Source organism: Phyllobacterium myrsinacearum, from assembly GCF_002980555.1.
Taxonomy (GTDB): domain Bacteria; phylum Pseudomonadota; class Alphaproteobacteria; order Rhizobiales; family Rhizobiaceae; genus Phyllobacterium; species Phyllobacterium myrsinacearum.
The window spans coordinates 20,406-37,986 of the sequence record NZ_PVBT01000012.1; the positions used below are offsets into that span (position 1 = coordinate 20,406).

At 62.6% G+C, this 17,581-nt stretch carries 17 protein-coding genes; 2 read left to right on the forward strand and 15 right to left on the reverse strand.

Features of this window, described 5'->3' with window-relative positions; all coding sequences use genetic code 11:
- The first annotated feature begins 29 nt into the window (after window positions 1–29).
- Window positions 30–731, forward strand: coding sequence for a winged helix-turn-helix transcriptional regulator (locus C5750_RS25845; RefSeq protein WP_105738257.1), 702 nt, complete (start codon window positions 30–32; stop codon window positions 729–731).
- Between the two features lie 125 nt (window positions 732–856).
- Here the strand turns inward: C5750_RS25845 and C5750_RS25850 are convergent, their stop codons facing one another.
- A complete protein-coding gene (locus tag C5750_RS25850) occupies window positions 857–1,201 on the reverse strand; it encodes a MarR family transcriptional regulator (protein WP_105738258.1) in 345 nt (114 codons plus the stop codon).
- 213 nt (window positions 1,202–1,414) lie between these two features.
- On the opposite strand from C5750_RS25850, the gene C5750_RS25855 reads away from it, so the two are divergent.
- A complete protein-coding gene (locus C5750_RS25855) occupies window positions 1,415–1,741 on the forward strand; it encodes a hypothetical protein (RefSeq protein WP_130502137.1) in 327 nt (108 codons plus the stop codon).
- 200 nt (window positions 1,742–1,941) lie between these two features.
- Here the strand turns inward: C5750_RS25855 and C5750_RS25860 are convergent, their stop codons facing one another.
- From C5750_RS25860 to C5750_RS25930, 14 genes are all read right to left on the reverse strand, one after another.
- Entirely contained in the window at window positions 1,942–2,238 is a 297-nt protein-coding gene (locus tag C5750_RS25860) for a DUF736 domain-containing protein (protein WP_105738260.1), read from the reverse strand.
- A gap of 478 nt (window positions 2,239–2,716) precedes the next feature.
- Window positions 2,717–2,971 (reverse strand): hypothetical protein, encoded by a 255-nt coding sequence (locus C5750_RS25870; RefSeq protein WP_130502138.1) that lies wholly within the window; start codon window positions 2,969–2,971, stop codon window positions 2,717–2,719.
- Window positions 2,972–3,082: 111 nt separating this feature from the next.
- On the reverse strand, window positions 3,083–4,018 hold the full coding sequence (locus C5750_RS25875) for a DUF2493 domain-containing protein (RefSeq protein ID WP_105738263.1): 936 nt from the start codon (window positions 4,016–4,018) through the stop codon (window positions 3,083–3,085).
- Window positions 4,019–4,307: 289 nt separating this feature from the next.
- Entirely contained in the window at window positions 4,308–5,360 is a 1,053-nt protein-coding gene (locus C5750_RS25880; protein ID WP_105738264.1) for a DUF7146 domain-containing protein, read from the reverse strand.
- Between the two features lie 73 nt (window positions 5,361–5,433).
- Window positions 5,434–7,467: a ParB/RepB/Spo0J family partition protein gene (locus C5750_RS25885; RefSeq protein ID WP_105738265.1), complete on the reverse strand. Its 2,034-nt coding sequence runs from the start codon at window positions 7,465–7,467 to the stop codon at window positions 5,434–5,436.
- Between the two features lie 117 nt (window positions 7,468–7,584).
- On the reverse strand, window positions 7,585–8,781 hold the full coding sequence (locus C5750_RS25890) for a DUF932 domain-containing protein (protein WP_105738266.1): 1,197 nt from the start codon (window positions 8,779–8,781) through the stop codon (window positions 7,585–7,587).
- 277 nt (window positions 8,782–9,058) lie between these two features.
- Window positions 9,059–11,509 carry a type IV secretory system conjugative DNA transfer family protein gene (locus C5750_RS25895; protein WP_158531358.1) on the reverse strand — a complete coding sequence of 817 codons (2,451 nt, stop codon included), beginning with the start codon at window positions 11,507–11,509 and terminating at the stop codon, window positions 9,059–9,061.
- Entirely contained in the window at window positions 11,487–12,527 is a 1,041-nt protein-coding gene (gene virB11 / locus C5750_RS25900; RefSeq protein ID WP_105738268.1) for a P-type DNA transfer ATPase VirB11, read from the reverse strand. The genes C5750_RS25895 and virB11 overlap by 23 nt, the downstream gene beginning before the upstream one ends.
- Complete coding sequence (gene virB10, locus C5750_RS27060; protein WP_425350523.1) at window positions 12,524–13,363, reverse strand: type IV secretion system protein VirB10; 840 nt, start codon at window positions 13,361–13,363, stop codon at window positions 12,524–12,526. Before virB10 ends, virB11 begins: the two co-directional genes overlap by 4 nt.
- A gap of 467 nt (window positions 13,364–13,830) precedes the next feature.
- The gene (locus C5750_RS25910) at window positions 13,831–14,667 is read right to left on the reverse strand and encodes a TrbG/VirB9 family P-type conjugative transfer protein (protein ID WP_105738270.1); all 837 of its coding nucleotides are present in this window, start codon (window positions 14,665–14,667) and stop codon (window positions 13,831–13,833) included.
- Window positions 14,664–15,362 carry a VirB8 family type IV secretion system protein gene (locus C5750_RS25915; protein WP_105738271.1) on the reverse strand — a complete coding sequence of 233 codons (699 nt, stop codon included), beginning with the start codon at window positions 15,360–15,362 and terminating at the stop codon, window positions 14,664–14,666. The genes C5750_RS25910 and C5750_RS25915 overlap by 4 nt, the downstream gene beginning before the upstream one ends.
- A gap of 140 nt (window positions 15,363–15,502) precedes the next feature.
- On the reverse strand, window positions 15,503–16,537 hold the full coding sequence (locus tag C5750_RS25920) for a TrbL/VirB6 family protein (protein WP_105738272.1): 1,035 nt from the start codon (window positions 16,535–16,537) through the stop codon (window positions 15,503–15,505).
- Window positions 16,534–16,782, reverse strand: coding sequence for a hypothetical protein (locus C5750_RS25925; protein ID WP_105738273.1), 249 nt, complete (start codon window positions 16,780–16,782; stop codon window positions 16,534–16,536). Before C5750_RS25925 ends, C5750_RS25920 begins: the two co-directional genes overlap by 4 nt.
- On the reverse strand, window positions 16,779–17,564 hold the full coding sequence (locus C5750_RS25930) for a conjugal transfer protein (protein ID WP_105738274.1): 786 nt from the start codon (window positions 17,562–17,564) through the stop codon (window positions 16,779–16,781). The genes C5750_RS25925 and C5750_RS25930 overlap by 4 nt, the downstream gene beginning before the upstream one ends.
- Window positions 17,565–17,581: the final 17 nt, after the last annotated feature.

Consider the following 17,581-nt stretch of genomic DNA (forward strand, 5'->3'; position numbering starts at 1 on the left):
TCTGATCCTGGACTGCACAAGAGGCGGGCATGGCTGCAAAACCTGTGATCGCGATCTGTTCTGACGATACCGAGCTCTGTCTGCTGTTGCGACACATTGTGGAGGCTGAAGGCTATGCCAGCGTTCTGGCCAGTTCACCAGCCGAAATGCTGGCGGTCCTGGAGAACGAGATGCCCCAGGCGATTGTCGCCGATACGGCGTGTGAGGGCTGCGGCCTGTCCGCGTTAACCCAGCAGATCAAATCCAGGAACAGTGGTACGGTCATCCCGATGGCGGCCCTGATCAGGGCCGACCGATCGCGCGAATTGATGCGTGTGCCCTCCGGAAGCATGGATGAAGGGTTTCTCCGGCCTTTGATCCCTGATCGGCTGTTGCGCTTCCTCGCCAGAACGGTGTCCGCGGCGCGTGCGCCTCGATCGGAGGAGCAGGTCCTGCGTCAAGGCGATGTGGCGATCAATGTGCCGGGGCATGTGGCCACCTGCAACGGCCGGCGACTGGACCTGCCGCCGATCGAATTTCGCCTGCTGTACCATTTGCTGCGTTATCCCGATCGCGTTCACAGCCGGCAGGCGCTCATTCCGGTCCTGTGGGATGACGCGGCACGGGTCAATCCGCGATCGGTGGACATCCATGTCAGTCGCTTGCGCCGGATTCTGCGCAACGGCAACACCGGCACGCCGATCAAGACCGTTCGCGCCTGCGGCTATATCTTTGACACCTGCGGTCTGTGACCGCCCGCAACCGAAGGAGCAAAGGGATGAAGCGGTCCGTTTGGCCCCGAGCGTGCTTGACATGTCCGCGCTGCATCTGTTGTCTGCGCCAATTGCCGACGTGCTGCCCCGCGCCGACCGCCTATTCAATCCGCATCCGGGTGCTCAAACAGGTCTTCATCGATATGAAACCGTCTTGCCGTCCCCCGGCCGAGGCTGTTTCTCTCCATCGTTTCGGCAAGGATATGCCGTGCGAGCAGTTGATCGACGGTCTCGGCCACGCCGGAGCGCGTCAGGCCGGTTTGTCCGATAATCGTGGTCAGCGTCAGCGGAATATGGCTGATGTGCATGTGATAAAGAACGCTCATCATGCCGACTTGCTTCAGGCGGGACTGGGCCGTCTCGTTGCTGCGTGGATTGTCCATGATGCGCCGCAGCACCCGGGATGAAAATGCAAGGCTTTTCCGCTGGGCGGCAAGGGGGCTTGGCATTGATTTAACTATTCTGTATAAGTGAGTTAAATGGCACGAGAGGAACCATCCCTATAGCACGGCCTGCGCTCCGATGAAATGCGGCAAGCCTGAGCGCAAGGATGGTGTGTTGTTCGCCCGGGCAGATCAACCATCGCTGCCCATGGCGCGTGCCGCCGCACTTGATCACGGCCGGTCTGCATCGTCTGCCGGCAGCCTTGGGAACCAGAAGCCATGCAATCCGGAATACCCTGGCCTGAGCCCGATCAATCTGAGGAAATGGTGCTCGAAACGGCCATTGAACGGCACAGGACAGCAAGGCTGGAGATAGATGGGCTGTTTGGCCTGCTGGCGCAGGGTGATGCAGACGGGCGGCCGCTGGACGAGCGCCTGGAGATGGCCTGCGCGGCGGCAGAGGCGGCCTGGCTGGCATTTCTGCCCTATCCGGTCGCAAGCCTTGCTGGCATCCGAAAGAAGATCGCTTACGTTCGATCGATTTTGGCGCAAGGCGATGAACTCAGCACAGGCGAGCTTGAGCTCTTGCTGCGCTCGATCCTCTGACTTGCCCTGTTGAGCGATGTGTCCAGGCGATCAGCGCATTTGGCATTGTGCCGGCATTGGGCTGTTGCAAGACGGAGCAGCAGTCATCGGGATGCGGTGGCATCGGCCCCGGCGGCGCGCAGCGTCTTGCACCGTTGCCGCCGCCGCATTGCAAGACCGCGGCGCTCCGGGTGGAGTGCCGCGGCCGGCGATTGGTGGCCTTAACGCGACCAGATGAGCGCATAGCCGTCATCATTTGCGACGAGGCTGGCATAGATCGGAGCGGGGAAGCTCGGATCGTCGAGCCTGATCGAGTGATAGTCGCGTCCGGTCTCCTTTGCGATCTTCTTCCAGCCGGCGCCAATCTCGATGGTACCCGCGAAGGCACGCAGGTCGGGTGACCTGTCACTTTCCTTCTCGGCCGGAACAAAGCGGGCCTTGATGTTAAGGTTGAGGGTCTTGATCACGCCGGCGAAAGAGCCGTCATCGTTGCGGGTGAAAGTGCCGATCTGAGCCATTTGTCTTCTCCGTTGCTGTATCAGGACGCGACCACCGCGGCCTTGATGGCGATCGCAGAACACCGGGCGACCGGCACGCACCCGAAGGGCAGAAATGCAATGGAGGGCTGCGCGGGGAAGAACTTCTTGGCGCGCGAGGAAGCCACGCCGGCATCAGCCGAGCAGGGCGGGGAAGAAGGTCAGCATCGCGCGGTTGCGGGATCATGGTCGGCGGCACAGCAAGCAAACCCGGTGTAAGACAAGCCAGCAAGAAAGGTCGTGGCGAGCAGTTTCGGACAGCGTCATGGGGAGAAGACGCCCGGCATGGCGGAGAAAGCCAGCCGGTGACGATGCACTCATCGTCAGGAGTTCTGGGAGTAAAGACCCTAACGCTGACACAGTAACACCGCACAAATTTGGGGCAACATATTAACTATGCAAATTATCCCATAGCGGTGCTTGATGGACGGTGCATCAGTCTGGCATGCAACATGTGTTTTCATTGCAGAAGGTTGGCTATTCTATTGGTCCACGCCGTATCCAACCCGGCACTATATCTGTCAGCGGCATTTCCAGCCAAAAGCGCGGCAAGTGCTGCTTTCGATATGGGCTCTGGGATGGGCAGTTCATCATATCCCACAGCGGAAAGCCTTTGCGCATAGGAGGGGTGGCCAGTGCTGTCGTCAGATGGCAACTGCCATGCCTTGTCCATGTAATCTGCCAGCGCAATGGGATCAGCCAGTTGACCAGCCATTTCCACCATGCAAACACGGGGCGGACCAAGCTGTTCCCGGCTGCCGTTCACCCCAAACGAGACAGCAAGCTCCCCGCTCCTGACAGCAGGGAGCACAATGGCGGGAGGTGCCTATAGGCCGCCTTGTTTGCGTCGGCAGTCGAAGACGGGAATGCCGAGTTTGCGTGCCTTGTCGGCCAGATTGTCCTGTATGCCCGTGCCGGGAAAGACAATGACACCGATCGGCAATACCTCCAGCATGACATCGTTGCGCTTGAACGGTGCGGCCTTGGCGTGTCGCGCCCAGTCGGGAACAAAACCGATCTGCGGCACCTGGCGATGATCGGCCCAGCACGCGGCGATCCTTTCGGCGCCTTTCGGTGACTTGCCGTGCAGCAACACCATGTCAGGATGCTTGGCGTGAACCTGGTCGAGCGTCGACCAGATCAGGCGGTGATCATTGAAATCGAGCCCGCCGCTAAAGGCGATTTTCGGTCCGGCTGGCAGAAGTACCTCTTGCGCAGCGCGTTTTCTTGCCTGGAGGAAATCGCGGCTGTCGATCATGGCGGAGGTCAGAGCCCTGTGATTGACCATGGATCCGGCGCGTGGATGCCATGCAGAGCCTGTGTGGCGCTCATAATGTGCGGCGGCTTCATCGCGCATCAGCTCAAAGGCATCCTGGCGTTCAATCAGTGTCTGCCCTTCGGCCGTCAGACGTTCCAGTTCAACCGACTTCACCTCGCTGCCATCCTGCTCGCGCTGGTTGCGGCGCTGGCTCTGTTCGTTGCTGTCGAGCTCACGCACGATCCGTTCCGTGGCGCGGTGAAAGAGGTTGACAGCCGACCAGAGCAAGACATCAAGGTCGGGTTCAAGGCGTGTGTCGGCGAGCGTGGCGATCAGCGCGTCAAAGATGTCGGCCACGGCGCCCGCCACTCTGGCGCCTTCTGGAAGCGGACGGGGATCAGGTTCGTCGGCAAAGGGACGATAGCCGTAAAGCTGAAGTTCGGTCAGGAGATGGTCGGTGGACGATGCCAGATGATGCAACTCATGGTCGTTATGCGCGTGCATGGGAACCTCCCTTGGCTGGACCGCGACCGCGCGGCCTTCATGGCGAGACAAGCGGGCGGGCGGACTGGACCTGCACCCGCAGCCATGCGAAGGGCCGCAGCGCGAGCGCAGGATGGCGAAGGGCGGCGATTTTGCCTCGCGATGGAAAGCGCGCTGAGCGCGCCGGAAAATCGCTGGCCGCAGCCGTTGCGGGGCCCGGCCGTCTGCCGGCCGATCGCCCTGGAGAAGGCCGGGGCGCGCTTGCCGGAAAAGGGTCGTACAAGGGATGCTGCGAACCCTCCAGGCGGCATTACCGGCCGGGCAATGGCGGCGGTGACAGGAACCGAGCAACATCCTGCGCGATGAGCTGCCTGCGCAGGCCTGCGGCAAGCGCCTCGATCCCGGCGCGGCGCAGATCCTCGTTGAAGTCCTCAAGCGCCGGAGACAGTACAATCGCCTCGATCCCAGCCGCAGCCGCGCGCGCAAGCAGGGTGTCACGCGCAGCGTCGCCGGCAGGATCGGCATCCTGCGCGATATAGAGCCGGCAGAGCGTGGCCGGAAACAGGAGTGCGGCCAGATGGGCGGACGAAAGCGCAGCGGCCATGCTCATATGCGGCAGGGCACAGCGCAATGACAGCATTGTCTCGATGCCTTCGCCCACGGCCAGGACTTCGCCCGACCATCCAAAGCGGACCGCATGCCCCAGCAGCTTGCCCATGGCGCGCCGCGGCGTATCGATGGGCGCCTTGCCATGCCCGAAAGGATCAAGCCAGGTCCGGTGCGCACCGGTCTGATGACCGGCAAGGTCGGTGACACAGGCAATCATCGCGGGCCAGGTCTCGGTGGGCGAGTGCGCATCCGGGCGATAGTAGCAGCGCGGATGGAACCGCAGGCTCGCGGTTCCATGGAGATTGGTAATGCCGCGCCCGTGCAGATATTTTTCAGCAAGCGTGCCGGCAAGGGGGTGTGCCAGTGCAAACAGGCGCCGCGCCGCGTCCGGCGTTCCGGATGCGCGTTGGCCGGCATCCGATTGGCGAGAGACGCGTTCGGGCTGGGCGTGCGACCCGTCGAGGAAGCGCAGGGCCTCGGCGGCAATGTCCGTAAAGCGGGTCAGGCCACGCGCCTTGGCAATGATGTCGAGAAGATCGCCATACTCGCCGGTGGCCGCGTCCATCCACCTGCCTGGGGTGCCCCTTTCGCATTCTCCGCGGTCCAGTCGAACGAACATCGACCGTCCGGGCGTGTTGCGCACGTCGCCAACGCACCAGTAGCGCCCCTCGCGATGGCCGTTGAAAAGATAATGGCGGCACACGGCCTCGGCCTGGTCGGCCAGTCGCCGTGCAAGCTCGGCAGCAGGAATCATGATGGCCTCCTTGACAAATGGGGCCGCCTTGGCGGGCAGCCCCGGATGCGGCGTGAATATTTGGTCTGGCGTTCTACGCGGGGGTGCCCCCTTGCTTGGCCGTTTCCGCCGGTTCATCTGCGCGATCGCCGGCGGCGGAGACGGGATCTGCGGGGGCAAGGATGGTGCAGCCTGGCGTGCGCAGCGCTTGCGGCAGCCAACCGGTACCGGCAAGAAGCTCCTGCGCCTGCTCGGCCATATCGCCTCGTTTGAGATGGGCGATGCGATCGCTGGCCTGCGCTCCCCTTGCTTCACGAACCGACGCCAGGATATGCGCCTTGGTCACGCGGCCGAGATAGGAGGCAACGGTAGGCTCCCATCCGGCTGCGGCCATATCGAGCGCAAGCGTCATGGCCAGTTGATCGGCATGGGCAAGGGCGCGCGGCGGGCGCGTATAGGCATCCACCATTGCGTTCACCGACAGTGACACGCAATGTGCAAACAGGGTCAGACGGCTGTCACTGTCAAAACCTTGCAGCGCCTCCCACAGCATGCCCGGCTCGTGCGGAAGCCTTGCGAGCCAAGCCTGATGGCGGCCATGCACGGCACCAGCCCATGGGCTGTCATTGAAGCCGGGCGCCTGTGCACCAAAGCCGGCGCTCTTCAGCTCCAATGCCATGCAGCTTTCGCTTGCATGGGGATAAAATGCACGCAGCGTCAAGGCATGCAGCGCGGCAAGAAAAGCCGTATCGGGCTGCGCACCCAGTGCATGGCGCAGCGCCAGCGTGCGATGCGCCGTCAACTCGGCCAGCAGACGATCAGAGATCGGCCCGGCGCCTTCTTCATCTTCAACGTTTTGTGCGCAAGATGGAGCGGCACTGCGATCCTGTTCCGTCTGATCGCGAGCATCCGCTTCAGCCGGCAGATCGGCATCCGCTTCAACGAGGGTCTCATCATCGGGGCGCACATAGCCGCGTTCGACCCTGACCTTACCCGAGCCGTCGATGCTGACGAAGGCACCGGCGTGGCCCGTCTCGTCCGGATTGAACAGGACGGGCCTGTCGTCGAGTTCAACCAGCGCCATCCCGATCGCGTCAAACCGTTCGCTGATGTCGGCGGGAAGGCTGTCGGCGCAGGCATAGATGTCCTCCAATCCATCCAATTCAGCCTGAAGCGCGGCGCGGCTGGCCGATTCCTCCTGGGTCAGAGCCGCCGGCTCGCCGCGAAGCTGGCGCAGGCCAAAGGTATGACCATACGGAAAATCCGGCGCAACCTCGATCCATTTCCAGCCTTCGGCAGCGATGAGCGCCGCGTGCGCGCGCAATTTCTCCGCCGCCAGTCTGTCGAGAAGGCCGGCATCCTGCAGCCAGCCGCCATCATCGCCCTGAAACAGATCGCGCATGATGGCCCCACCGGCGGCGGCATAGGTGTTGACGCCGACGAACTGCGCCCGCTTATCGGTGATGCGAACCGCGCCCTCCGTCAGCATGCGGCGTATGAAATGCGGTTCCCTGGCATAGCTGCTTTGTGCGAGCTGTTCAAACACCTGTTCCTGTCGCGCATGGTCGCCATTGACCGTAAATGCCATGAGTTGATCAAGGGACATGCCGTCATCGGCATAGACCTCAAGCAATCTAGGCGATACCGACGCAAGGCGCAGGCGCTGCCTGACGACAGCCACCGAAACGAACTGATGGGCGGCGATCTCCTCTTCGGACATGCCTTTCTCGCGAAAGACGAGGAAGGCGCGGAACTGATCGAGCGGATGGAGAGGTGCCCGCTGCATGTTTTCGGCAAGCGAATCCTCCTCGGCGAAGCCGTCTTCGCGAAGGATGCAGGGTATTGGCGCATCCTTGGCAAGGCGCTTCTGTTTGACCAGCCGTTCAAGCGCCCGGTAGCGGCGCCCGCCGGCCGGAATTTCGAACATGCCGGTCTCGCGACCGTCGGCATCACGCAGCGGCCGAACCGTGATGCTCTGCAGGAGGGTTCGTCTGGCGATATCTTCCGCCAATTGCTCGATCGACACGCCGGCCTTGATCCGCCGCACATTGGCCTTCGACATGACAAGCCGGTCGAAGGGGATGTCGCGCGAGGACGACAGGGTAATTTTCCGGGATGATTTTACCATCGCAGTACACTCCATGACGGGCGACTGGGAGCCTCTCTCTCAGCCTCCAACCCGTCACGAAGTGCCGGCCTACCCCTTGCTTTGAGAGGGCGGCCGGCACATCATCCTGCGCCCAGATCAGGCGGCCCGATCCAGCAGATACTTCGTCTTGGCTTCCAGTGCGAGACGCGCATCCTGATGTGTCTGGTCACGCGCCGCGGCGGCGATGCCTTGAACGAAATCAAAGAGGCTTGCCGGTTTGCGGTCTTCCTCGGCCAGCACTGACGCGATGATCCTTGCGGTTTCAGTCGCGCTGAAGCCACAGTTGCGCAGAAAGCCCGCACGCTCCTCGTCCGTGGCGGCGACGGTCCGCTGACGCGCGGCCTTGATGGTTCTGACAAAGGACGCAGCGCTGGAATCGGCAAACCGCGCAAGCGCCGGTGCGGCCTCATGGGCAAAGCGAGCGGCGACGTGCTTGGAATGCCGGATGGTGATTTCCTGGAAGTCCTCCACGCCCCAGAGATTGCGGTTCTGGCACACGGCGCGCAGATAAAAACAGGCTATGCCGAGACTTCTGGCGCCAACCTCCGAGTTCCAGCAATAAAAGCCGCGAAAGAAGAGATCCGGCGACCCATCGGGCAGATGTCCCGCCTCGACCGGATTGAGGTCATCGACCAGGAAAAGGAAGATGTCGCGGTCGCTGGCATAGAGCGTCGTGGTCGCCTTGGTGACCTCGACGCGCGGCCTGTAGATGCTGGTTGACCAGTCGAGCGTGCCTGGCACCTTCCAGCGCGTGTCACCGGTGCCATTGCCCGCGATCCGCCGGACGGCATCGACCAGTTCATGGTCAAAGACGCGGCCGTAACCGGGTCCGGTCACCGCACGCAGTTCACAATGGCCATTGCGTGTCGCAAGGGTCCTGACCGGTGCGGTCCGGTTCGAGGCCAGGCCATGCTGCAGATTGAGGCCGGCGATCGATGCGGGAAGCTGGCGCAGATAGGCAGCAGGGGCGCCGGCAAGGCTCGCAAGCTGGCCAAAACTCCAATGCGTCGGCACCAGTGGTTCGGCCACACCGGGACAGACGAGGGACAGGCTCTGCGCATCGGAGCGGTGTGCCTCAACGCGGATCGCTGCACTGTCGACCAGACGGTGCCAGCTGCGGAGACTGCGATCGTGCACCTTGTCGAAGAGTTCCGGCAGGGAGAGGAAACGCTCATCGTCGGGGCGCGAAAACCATTCCGAGGACACGCGGCCGATCCGCTCACCCCGGCCGATATCGACCTTGTAGCCAACCTTTGCATGGCCTGCGGCATTCATGATGTCCGAATTGTTCATGGCTGTTCTCCAAGACGGGTGCCGGAAGCCTCTCTCCCGATCTTCAAACCGTCGCGGCGCAGCCCGCAGCCCTCTCACTCTCAGCGCGGCCAGCCCGAGCGCAACAGAGCAAGCCGTCCGGGAAGGAACGACCGCGCGCAACGCGCTGCCGGACCGGGCACGGCGGCAGCGCCTGGTATGGAACGCGGATTCTGATGCCCTCGACGGCCGCCTGCGCAGACCGGCAAGCATCATCGTTGCCCCCAAGGGGCAATCCCGGACTGAGGAAATTGACCGGTCACATTGCCTTGTCATCGTCATCCTGCAAGGGGTTGGACACGGCTTCTTCAAGCGTTCTGAAGGCCTCTGCCGCCTGCGGCGGTATGGATGGGCGGACCTCGTCGAGCAGGGCGAGGAGCGCCGCCTCGATCGCGGCTGGATCGGCAAAAGGCAACCCATCAGGCCAGTGATCAGAAGCGGCCCAATGATCCGCAACCGCTTGTCGAAAGCCTGCCTTCGCGCCACTTTCAGCCTCGCCGCGCGCTGAACTTGACCGGTGGACGACAGCCGTTTGGTTGCCGAACAGTTCGCCCTGTCCGCCGCCGGGCCGATGCGGCCATCCGCCGTCTGTGCCCAAAAGCGGCGATTGAAGCCCGAGCCGCAGCCGCAAGCCGTCCAGGTTGGACAGATAGACCAAAGCGCCATGCGGATGACTGGCACTTTTGCGCGCCATGTCGCGTGTTTCAACGATGGTCATGCGCGGCCGGGAAACAGCGGGGTATCTGGCACAGTCGCAAAAGCGCGGATCATTGCCGCCATCGATCTTGTTCAGTTTGAAGATCGGCGCGCCGGCCACATGCAAGATTGCCTCTTCCGGTTTCAACAGCATCAGATCGGCAACCGACAGGAGTTCCCGTTGCACCGGCAGCATTGACACCTGGCGGTCGCGCCGGCCATGCCGGTAACTGTATGACGACGTCGGCAGCCAGTCGGTGGTCTTGCCGGCGATGGCAGCAACATGAAGGGCATCGCGCGGATTCTGGAAGTTCATGTAAAGGGTGAGCGTCGATGCCCCGGCGATAATCTCCCGGCCGGGTTTCTGATACAAGCGTTCCAGTTGCGCACTGTCCTGCAGGGTCAGGACAAAGCGAATGCCGTATTTGCGCATCAGCGGGGCCTGGGTAAGGATCGTATCAAGGCGCCCGGCATTGCCGAACTCATCGAGCATCACCATGACATCATGCTGGCCGTCGCGCAGCGGGCCCTGCCGGACGAGCACGTCCATGGTGGTTTCGATGATAAGGGACACAAACCGCTCGAACACCCGCACCGTCTGCATATCGACATCCAGGAAGATGGCCATTTTCCGGTTGCGGATGGCCGCAAGCGGAACCGTTGTCGCCGCAAACATTGCCTCGAGATTCCGGTTCTGCAGCACATCGATCTTGGCGGCGATTTCGGCGGCGATGCCTTCCGCAAGCTTGTCATGGCGCCCGCAGAATTTCTCAAGCTGCATGCAGGTCGCGTCGCTGAGCTGATGACGGTATTTTTTCAAAAGCTGGGCAACGACCACATGTTCCTCCGGCATGGCGCCCAGAATGCGGTGCAGTTCACCCAGGGATTTGCGCGTATCCGGGCATTCGATGACGAAGGCCATCAGGGCGGTCAGGAGGATGCGGGCGCTTTCTTCCCAAAAGTCCGATGCATCGGAGCGGATGCGTTCGGGCATGATCATCATGGCGAGCTTCTGCAGATCGGTGATGCGCTGCACCGGATCAGAACTGACGAAGTCAAACGGATTGAAACAGTCCGTCTCGATCTTTCCCGGTGCAATGACGTAGATCCGATAGCCGTTCGCGCCCAGCCAGCCGCTCATCTCCCGATGCAGTTCGCCGCCGAAATCAAGAATGAACATGGATCCGCCGAAGCGCATGATCGAAGGGATGACAAGGCTGCGCGATTTGCCCTGACCGGGCGAGCCGATCACCAGCACATGTCTGTCGCTGTCGTCGATGAGAAGCCGGCCGCGCTGACGGCCGAGCACCACGCCGCGCCGGCGGCGCAGTCCGAAATCGGCAGCATCGGTCAATGTTGCCAAGCGGGCATTGCCGTAGATGAGGCGCCGGCGCCGGTAGACGGCAAGGCCGATGGGAATGCACAGGCTGGCAAGGGCTGAAAGACCTGCCAGAAGGGTTGCCTTCCGGACAGACGGACTGGCGGCCATGCGGGAAGCAAATGGCAGGGTTGCCATGGCAAGCGGCCGTGCGGAAAGATAGCGCGCCAGTTCAACCCGCCGCTCGAACATCGTTGCCGCGCAATAGAAGGTGACGAAATAGACGGCGACCGCCGTCAGGCTGAGACATTGCGCGATTGCCACGCACTGGACCAGCCGGCGCGTGGAACGAATATGCATGTGATAAAGCAGAGAACGGGAGATCGTGCGGCCGCGCATGAGCATCCACTGGGTCAGAACGGCGAACATCAGCGGTGCGGCGAGAATCAGGGAAAGCACAAGCAGGCCCAACGACTCGCGCCGCGCCGCCAGGGTCAGGAAGCGGCGGGCATCGCCGGCCGATGGCGGCATGGCGATATCCCGGAGCACGGCAAAGATACCGAGCCAGAGCGCGACGGCGGCAAGAAGCGCCAGTATCAGCGTTGCGGCCGGCGATTTCCACCACCGGTCTGATCGCACCGGCCGGCGGGCGCCCGAATGGTTGCGGCGCGAGTCAGGCGTGTTTGCGTTTGCCATGGCAGTCGACCTCATCGGCAAAAAAGATCTCGCTCACGCCGCGCGCGCCGTGTTCGCCGCCTTTTGTCAGTTGCACGACGATCGGAACAATGGACCGGATGTACCCGATGATATCGGCCCGATCCATGCGGATGCCGCTGTTGAGGACCAGGGTCGAAAGCCGGTCAAAGGCATGGCGCGGCGAGTTGGCGTGAATGGTTGTCATGGAGCCCGGATGCCCGGTATTGATGGCATTGAGAAAATCAAAGGCTTCTTCTCCGCGGATCTCGCCCATGAAGATTCTGTCCGGCCGCAGCCGCAAGGCGGCGGCCAAAAGACTGGTCATCGTCACCCGGGCGCTGCCCTGGCCACCTTTTGATGCGGTGAGCAGAACGACGTTTTCCTGGGATGGTTCAAGTTCAAGCGTATCCTGCAGAATGACGAAGCGCTCATGCGGTGCAATGGCCGATAGCATGGCGTTAAGGAACGTGGTCTTGCCCGTCGACGTCCCGCCGCTGATGATCATGCTGCGGCCATGGCGCGCGGCGCATTCGAGGAATGGCCGGATGCGGCTGTTGCGCAAAAGGCGCGACAGCTCGACGTCAACCGCGTCGGTGAATGCGTTTGTGGCCACGCGTGTGGAGCGGAAGGCACCGAGGGCATCATAGTCGGCAAGCGTCAGACGGCGACGGTTCTGCTTGCGGATAGCAAAGCAGTGACCGGTGGCCGAGGTCGGATGAAGCACAAACTGCGCGCGTTCACCGCCGGGCAGGGTGACGGACAAAAGCGGCTGTTCGGCGCTGATCATCTGATTGGAATGCGCCGCGGCGCGTTCGGCCATCAGGGCGATGGCCGCCCCATCCAATGCATCGACCCGGTGTCTGACCATGTCATGCCGCCCCGCCTGCTCGATCCACACCTCGCCTGGTCTCTGGCAGGCGATTTCCCCAATGGCGGCATCGTCGAGAAAGTGGCGAATGGGGACCAGAGCCTCGTCCAGGAAATAGCGCGCCGGACTGACGGGAAGGGCCTGAGTCATCTGTGCCCCCGCGCCTGGCGCATGCGGTCAAACTCCTGGCGGACCGGATCGGGATAAAGCCCGGAAAAATCGAGATCGCGGGTCACGAAGACCTGAACTTCGCTGCCCTGATCGATGCGGATCGTCGGCTGGATGGCGCTGGTATCCTTGAATGCTTCCGCAGCCAGTTGCTGGATACCGGCCGCAAGCGTTTGTGACGCGATCTGCTGCGGGTTGGCCGTGCTCCCATTGCCGCCGGCCGGAACGGTGATCAGCGTTCCGGTCGCGGCATCGACGATGGTTGTGTAAGGCTGATTTTGCCGGTTGCCCAGCGCGGCGAGATATTGCGTGGCGCCGCCGATCATGGTCAGGAGGGCAGGGGGCCCCAACCGCTCCCAATATTTCCTGTCGACCGACCCGGCAAGGCCGGAGCGTCCGAGTGCATCCGTACCAAAGGAACCAAGCAGGACCGATACACCATCGCCGCGCAGCATACGGGTCCAGACGATGAACAGGCGCTCCTGGCCGCGGGCCATGCCGTTCTTGTAGTCACCGACCAGAGAGGATCCGGCCGGGATCAGGACGCGGCGGCCGTCGAAGGAATAGACATCCTTGCGCACGATGGCCTTGACCATGCCGGCCAGATCCGAGTTGATGGCGGTTTCCAATGTGGCGCGGATCAGGGTGCCCTGAGCAATCCAGGCATCGGTTCTCCTGATTTGCCGGGCCGCGGCGGTTTCGACCTGCGCCGCGCCCATGCGGGCAAGAAAAGCGCGATCGCCATCGGTCGCGACGGGCTGAGCCGGTGTCCGGTCCGCCTCGCCCGAGGCGGTGGACTGCGCGCCGGCACCCAGCATGTCAGCGGCGGCGCTGTCGACGACCACGATGCTGGAATGAACCCGTTGCAGCAGTTTGCGTTGCCGGTCCTGTTCGATGCATTCGGGCCGCGCCGAGCGTGCATCGATCACGTCGGCACAATCGGGTTCGGCCGGAGTGGCGGGCGCAAGATCGGCCTGGGCTGCCTGTTCCTCCATCCCCGACGGCGCCGCCGGTACGACAACGGCCGGAATGGCCGGCGGCGGGGGCGGGGCAAAGGCTCCTTGCTGGGGCGCCGTCAGCGGCAGAAACTCCTCGCCCTGCGGCAAATCGACGGGTCCGGATGGCGGCCCATCATTGCCGGCAATGACATAGGCGATGGCGGCGAGGCCGAGCACGGCAAAAAGCAGCGCCAGGACCCGGCCGCGCCGCGTAGTGCGCCTTCTGACCGCCGTTCCCGGCGCGCTGTCCCTCCATTGATAGTCCGGCGCGGGCATGGGTGAACCTGTCATTGCCTGGCCGCCGTGCTTGCGGGAAACGACACGAACCCGCCCAGGCGGCGCGGTGGCACGGCGCCCGGGACGGGCGCGGGCAGGTCCGCCGGACCGGCCCGCAGGTTGAACAGGCAGGTCTCCGTGTCGCCGCCGGAGCGCAGCGACCATTGGCGTGATACGGCGTCGATGACGATATAATCGTCCTCGCGCCGGTAATTGACGAGGCTTTCGCGCCGCCTGTCATCAACGGCAAGGATGGCAGGCACATCGCCGGTGAATTGCATGAAGGTTTTCACCCCGTCGTCAAACACCCAGCTTGGCCGCGCCCTATCGCTGCCCTTGAAGCCGTATTCGAAATTCAAGCGGTCGCGGCGCAGGTTTTTCAGATTGGGGTTTTTCGTCGCCGCCTCGGCCTGGCGCCACATTTCGGCCGTTCCCCGCGGCCCCGCAGCTTCCGGATAGACGAAACGCACCTTGAAGGTCTGCTCGCGTGCGGCGCTCGCCGTGTTGATCCGCAGCTCGAATGCATAGCTGCGTCTGGATGTTATCACCGACATGTTGGTCGGGGCGTCCTTCTCGACCGGCTTGAGGCTCAAAGCCTTCCTGTTGGCGGCAACAACAATCTGCCAGGAGAGTGTGTCGCCGGCCGCCACGGTGAGGATATCCTCGTCCGCGCCGAAGAGAATGGTGGTGATGAGCCCATAGGTTGCGGTCACAACGACCACCTGATCGGCCGAATAGGCAACGCTGCGCACGCGCGGATCGGCGCGCCCCGGCTGGGCAACCAGTTCGGCCGACGCGCCGCCAAGTGTCACGGCCAGGTACAGACAGGCAAGCAGCATGCGTTTCATGGCGTGAGCCCACCCGGCATGTTTTCCGGCACGCGGACGTAATCGGTCACGACAAAGCCCAAGGGATTGAACAGCCTGACACGGTTGGAGGCGGGCAATTGCACCTGCCTGTAGCGGACGGTTGCCGACCAGCGGTTGACGACATTGCCGCCCTTTATTCTTTCGCGCGTTTCAAAGCGGACATTCATGGTGCCGGCATTCAACGGATTGACCGAGAGGATTTCGGGACGGATGTCTCCATCCGTCCCGATCACGGAGACAGGCCCGCGCGGGTTGGCGGGGTTCATCCAGGCCTCATAGGTTTTGAAGGCATCGCCGCGCGGATCCGACCACAGCCCGATCATGTCGTAATTGTCAGCCACATAGCGCGGATCATAGGTCTCGCGCCGCAGGACATAATTGCCGACAAAGGCCGCACGCACCGCCTGCAGCTGCGTGACCTTTTCACCATCCCGGGCAAGGGTGGTCACCGTTTCCATATAGCCGGTGTTTCTGTCGACGATGAGCGGCACGAGTTCCGACCGGATCAGCGGAAACATCTGCGACAGGGTGAAGGCCAGAATGCCGGCCAGGGTCCAGCCGGCAGCGGCAGCGCCCAGAAGAAGCAGCGACATCATCGTCTGCAACCGGCCCGTGCGCCCTTGCCAGGTTTCGCCCTCGCGGTAGAGGCTTTCCCATTCGCCATTGCCAGCCATGCGATCACCCTGACATCGCGTCCGATGCGCCCGCGGCGATCGGACCGGTTGCTGAAGTCCATAAAATCAAACTCTAGTTTTAAAACACTGTCTTTTCAACCGGATTTGCGCGCCGACCGACGGACTCATCCGGGTTCTGCTTACCTATTTCTGCCGCGCAGACGCGCGGTGAGCTGCCGGGAAAAAAGACTGATGCCGGGGCGCGGGCCGAAGGCGCCCCGGCTGCCGCTTGCCGACCGCGCGGCTGCGACGGCTTCGCCCTTAAGGATCAGTGCCGTTGCAAGGGTGCCCATGGCGACATGCCGGGCGCCGCCGCCGCCCATGCCCTGAAAGGCAAGACCGGTGCCGAAGGCGAAGGTCTGGGCAAAATCGGGGACCTTGCAGACAAAATAGCAGATCAGCAGCAGATAGCAGGCAAGGGCGACAACCTTGGCCACCACGCCGGTATTGTCGAAATCGGTGGTGCCGATGGCGGCCATGATCTGGTCGAGGAAGGAAAAGGACAGGCCCAGAATGATGAAGGTGAAGAGCAGCATGCAAAAGCCGAAGGCCAGGCCCTTCAGCCATGCTTCAAACAGGAAACGCGCCTGTTTGAAGAAATAGGCCATGATGGCGAAAGGGCCGATGGCGAGCATGATGGCAATGATGAACTTACCGAACAGGGTAACCCCCGTCAGGATCAGAAGGAGCGGTATCAGTCCGACAAGAACAATGGACATGGCAAGAAGTCCGACGATGTTGAGCGATACCCATGAATCATTGGCGCGCATGACAGCGGAGGCGAAATTGTAGCTCCTGACCGCGACATTGCGGACAAGATCGGCCATCCCCTCGGTACCGACGGCAACGCCGCCCATTTTGGCGGCAAGGGCAGCACCGATCTGTTCGGGGCCGTGCAGCAGAATCTGGCCGGCAAGCGCGTTGAAATCCGGCCATGACATGATGAAGGCATAGGCGATGACCACCTTGAGCCCGGTGACGGCGGCATCCTGAAGACTGCCGCGGCTGTAGCCCAGAGCCACGCTCAAGCAGTAGAGGATGACGAAGAGGGTAAAGAGCAGACTCACCAGAGACCGGTTTTCCGCCAGAACGCTCCAGGCGCGGCCGATGCTCTCGCCATTGACCTTGTCGAAGAAGCGCATGGCATCACCATAGAAGGTAACGAGCAGGTTCATGGTGCAGTGCGCCGCGGCGCAGAGACGAAGCGGAGCGGATTGACCGGCCGCATCGGGCCGCAGCCGTCACCGGTCAGACGTCCGGGCTGCAGCGCGAACGGCGCACCGGCGGGCGGCAGCGGCTGAAGATAGGCGTTCGCTGCGATCGGATTGTCGCGTGACGAACATTTTGCCAGTCTTTCCGACCGCGCCGCGCAGGCCGATGCCAGCGCACCGGCTATCAGAATGACGATCCCCGTTTTCATGGCCGGCTTCGCTTCTCCTGCTGCAGTGCCTGCAGGCGGGCGCGGATATCGCCATAGGCGCTGCCTCTTGCATCGCTAACGGCAATCGGTGCCAGAGCCCTGTTGCGCTCGGACATGGCGGCGATACCGGCGCGCTGTTGTTCGGACAGCAGATGCACCTGACTGTTCAGCGATCCGACGGCTTCATTGGTCGTCTGGTTGCCCTGCAGCACCATCTGCGTGTTCTGCTCCAGAGCCCCTTTCAGATCGCCGGCAGCCCCGACATGCCGCGCCGCATCGTTAAAACCCTCGGAGCGCTGCCTGGCCGCCGCATTCATGGCATCGGTCAATGCGGCCATGGTGGTCAGGCTCCGCACCGCCTGATCATAATTCCTGCTGCTTGCCGTGGAACCATTGCCAAACTGATCGGCCAGCGATTTCACCAGGTTGAGGCCGTTGATAAGTTTTGCAGCGCTGTTCTGGAATGGAGCGCCAATGCCGCCAAACGCGGCCTGATTGGCCTGAAGGACGGCGGCAAGGTCAGGCGCTCCGGCCATGGAAAAGCCCTGACCCGTCGCCAGTTTCGCAAAAAGCGCGGCATCCTGACCGCGTTCACCGGTGACGGCCTGCAAGGTTCGGTGCGTATGGTCCTTGACAAGGGACGTGTCGGCCTGGATCTGCCGCGACAATTCCCTGATCTGGCTGGCAAGTCTGATATTCTCGGCGTCTCTCACCCGGACCTGCGCCGTGGCGGCGCTCATCGTCAGGATGGAGCAGACCAAAACATAGAACACGGCTTTCATCGCCTTTCTCCTTTCCA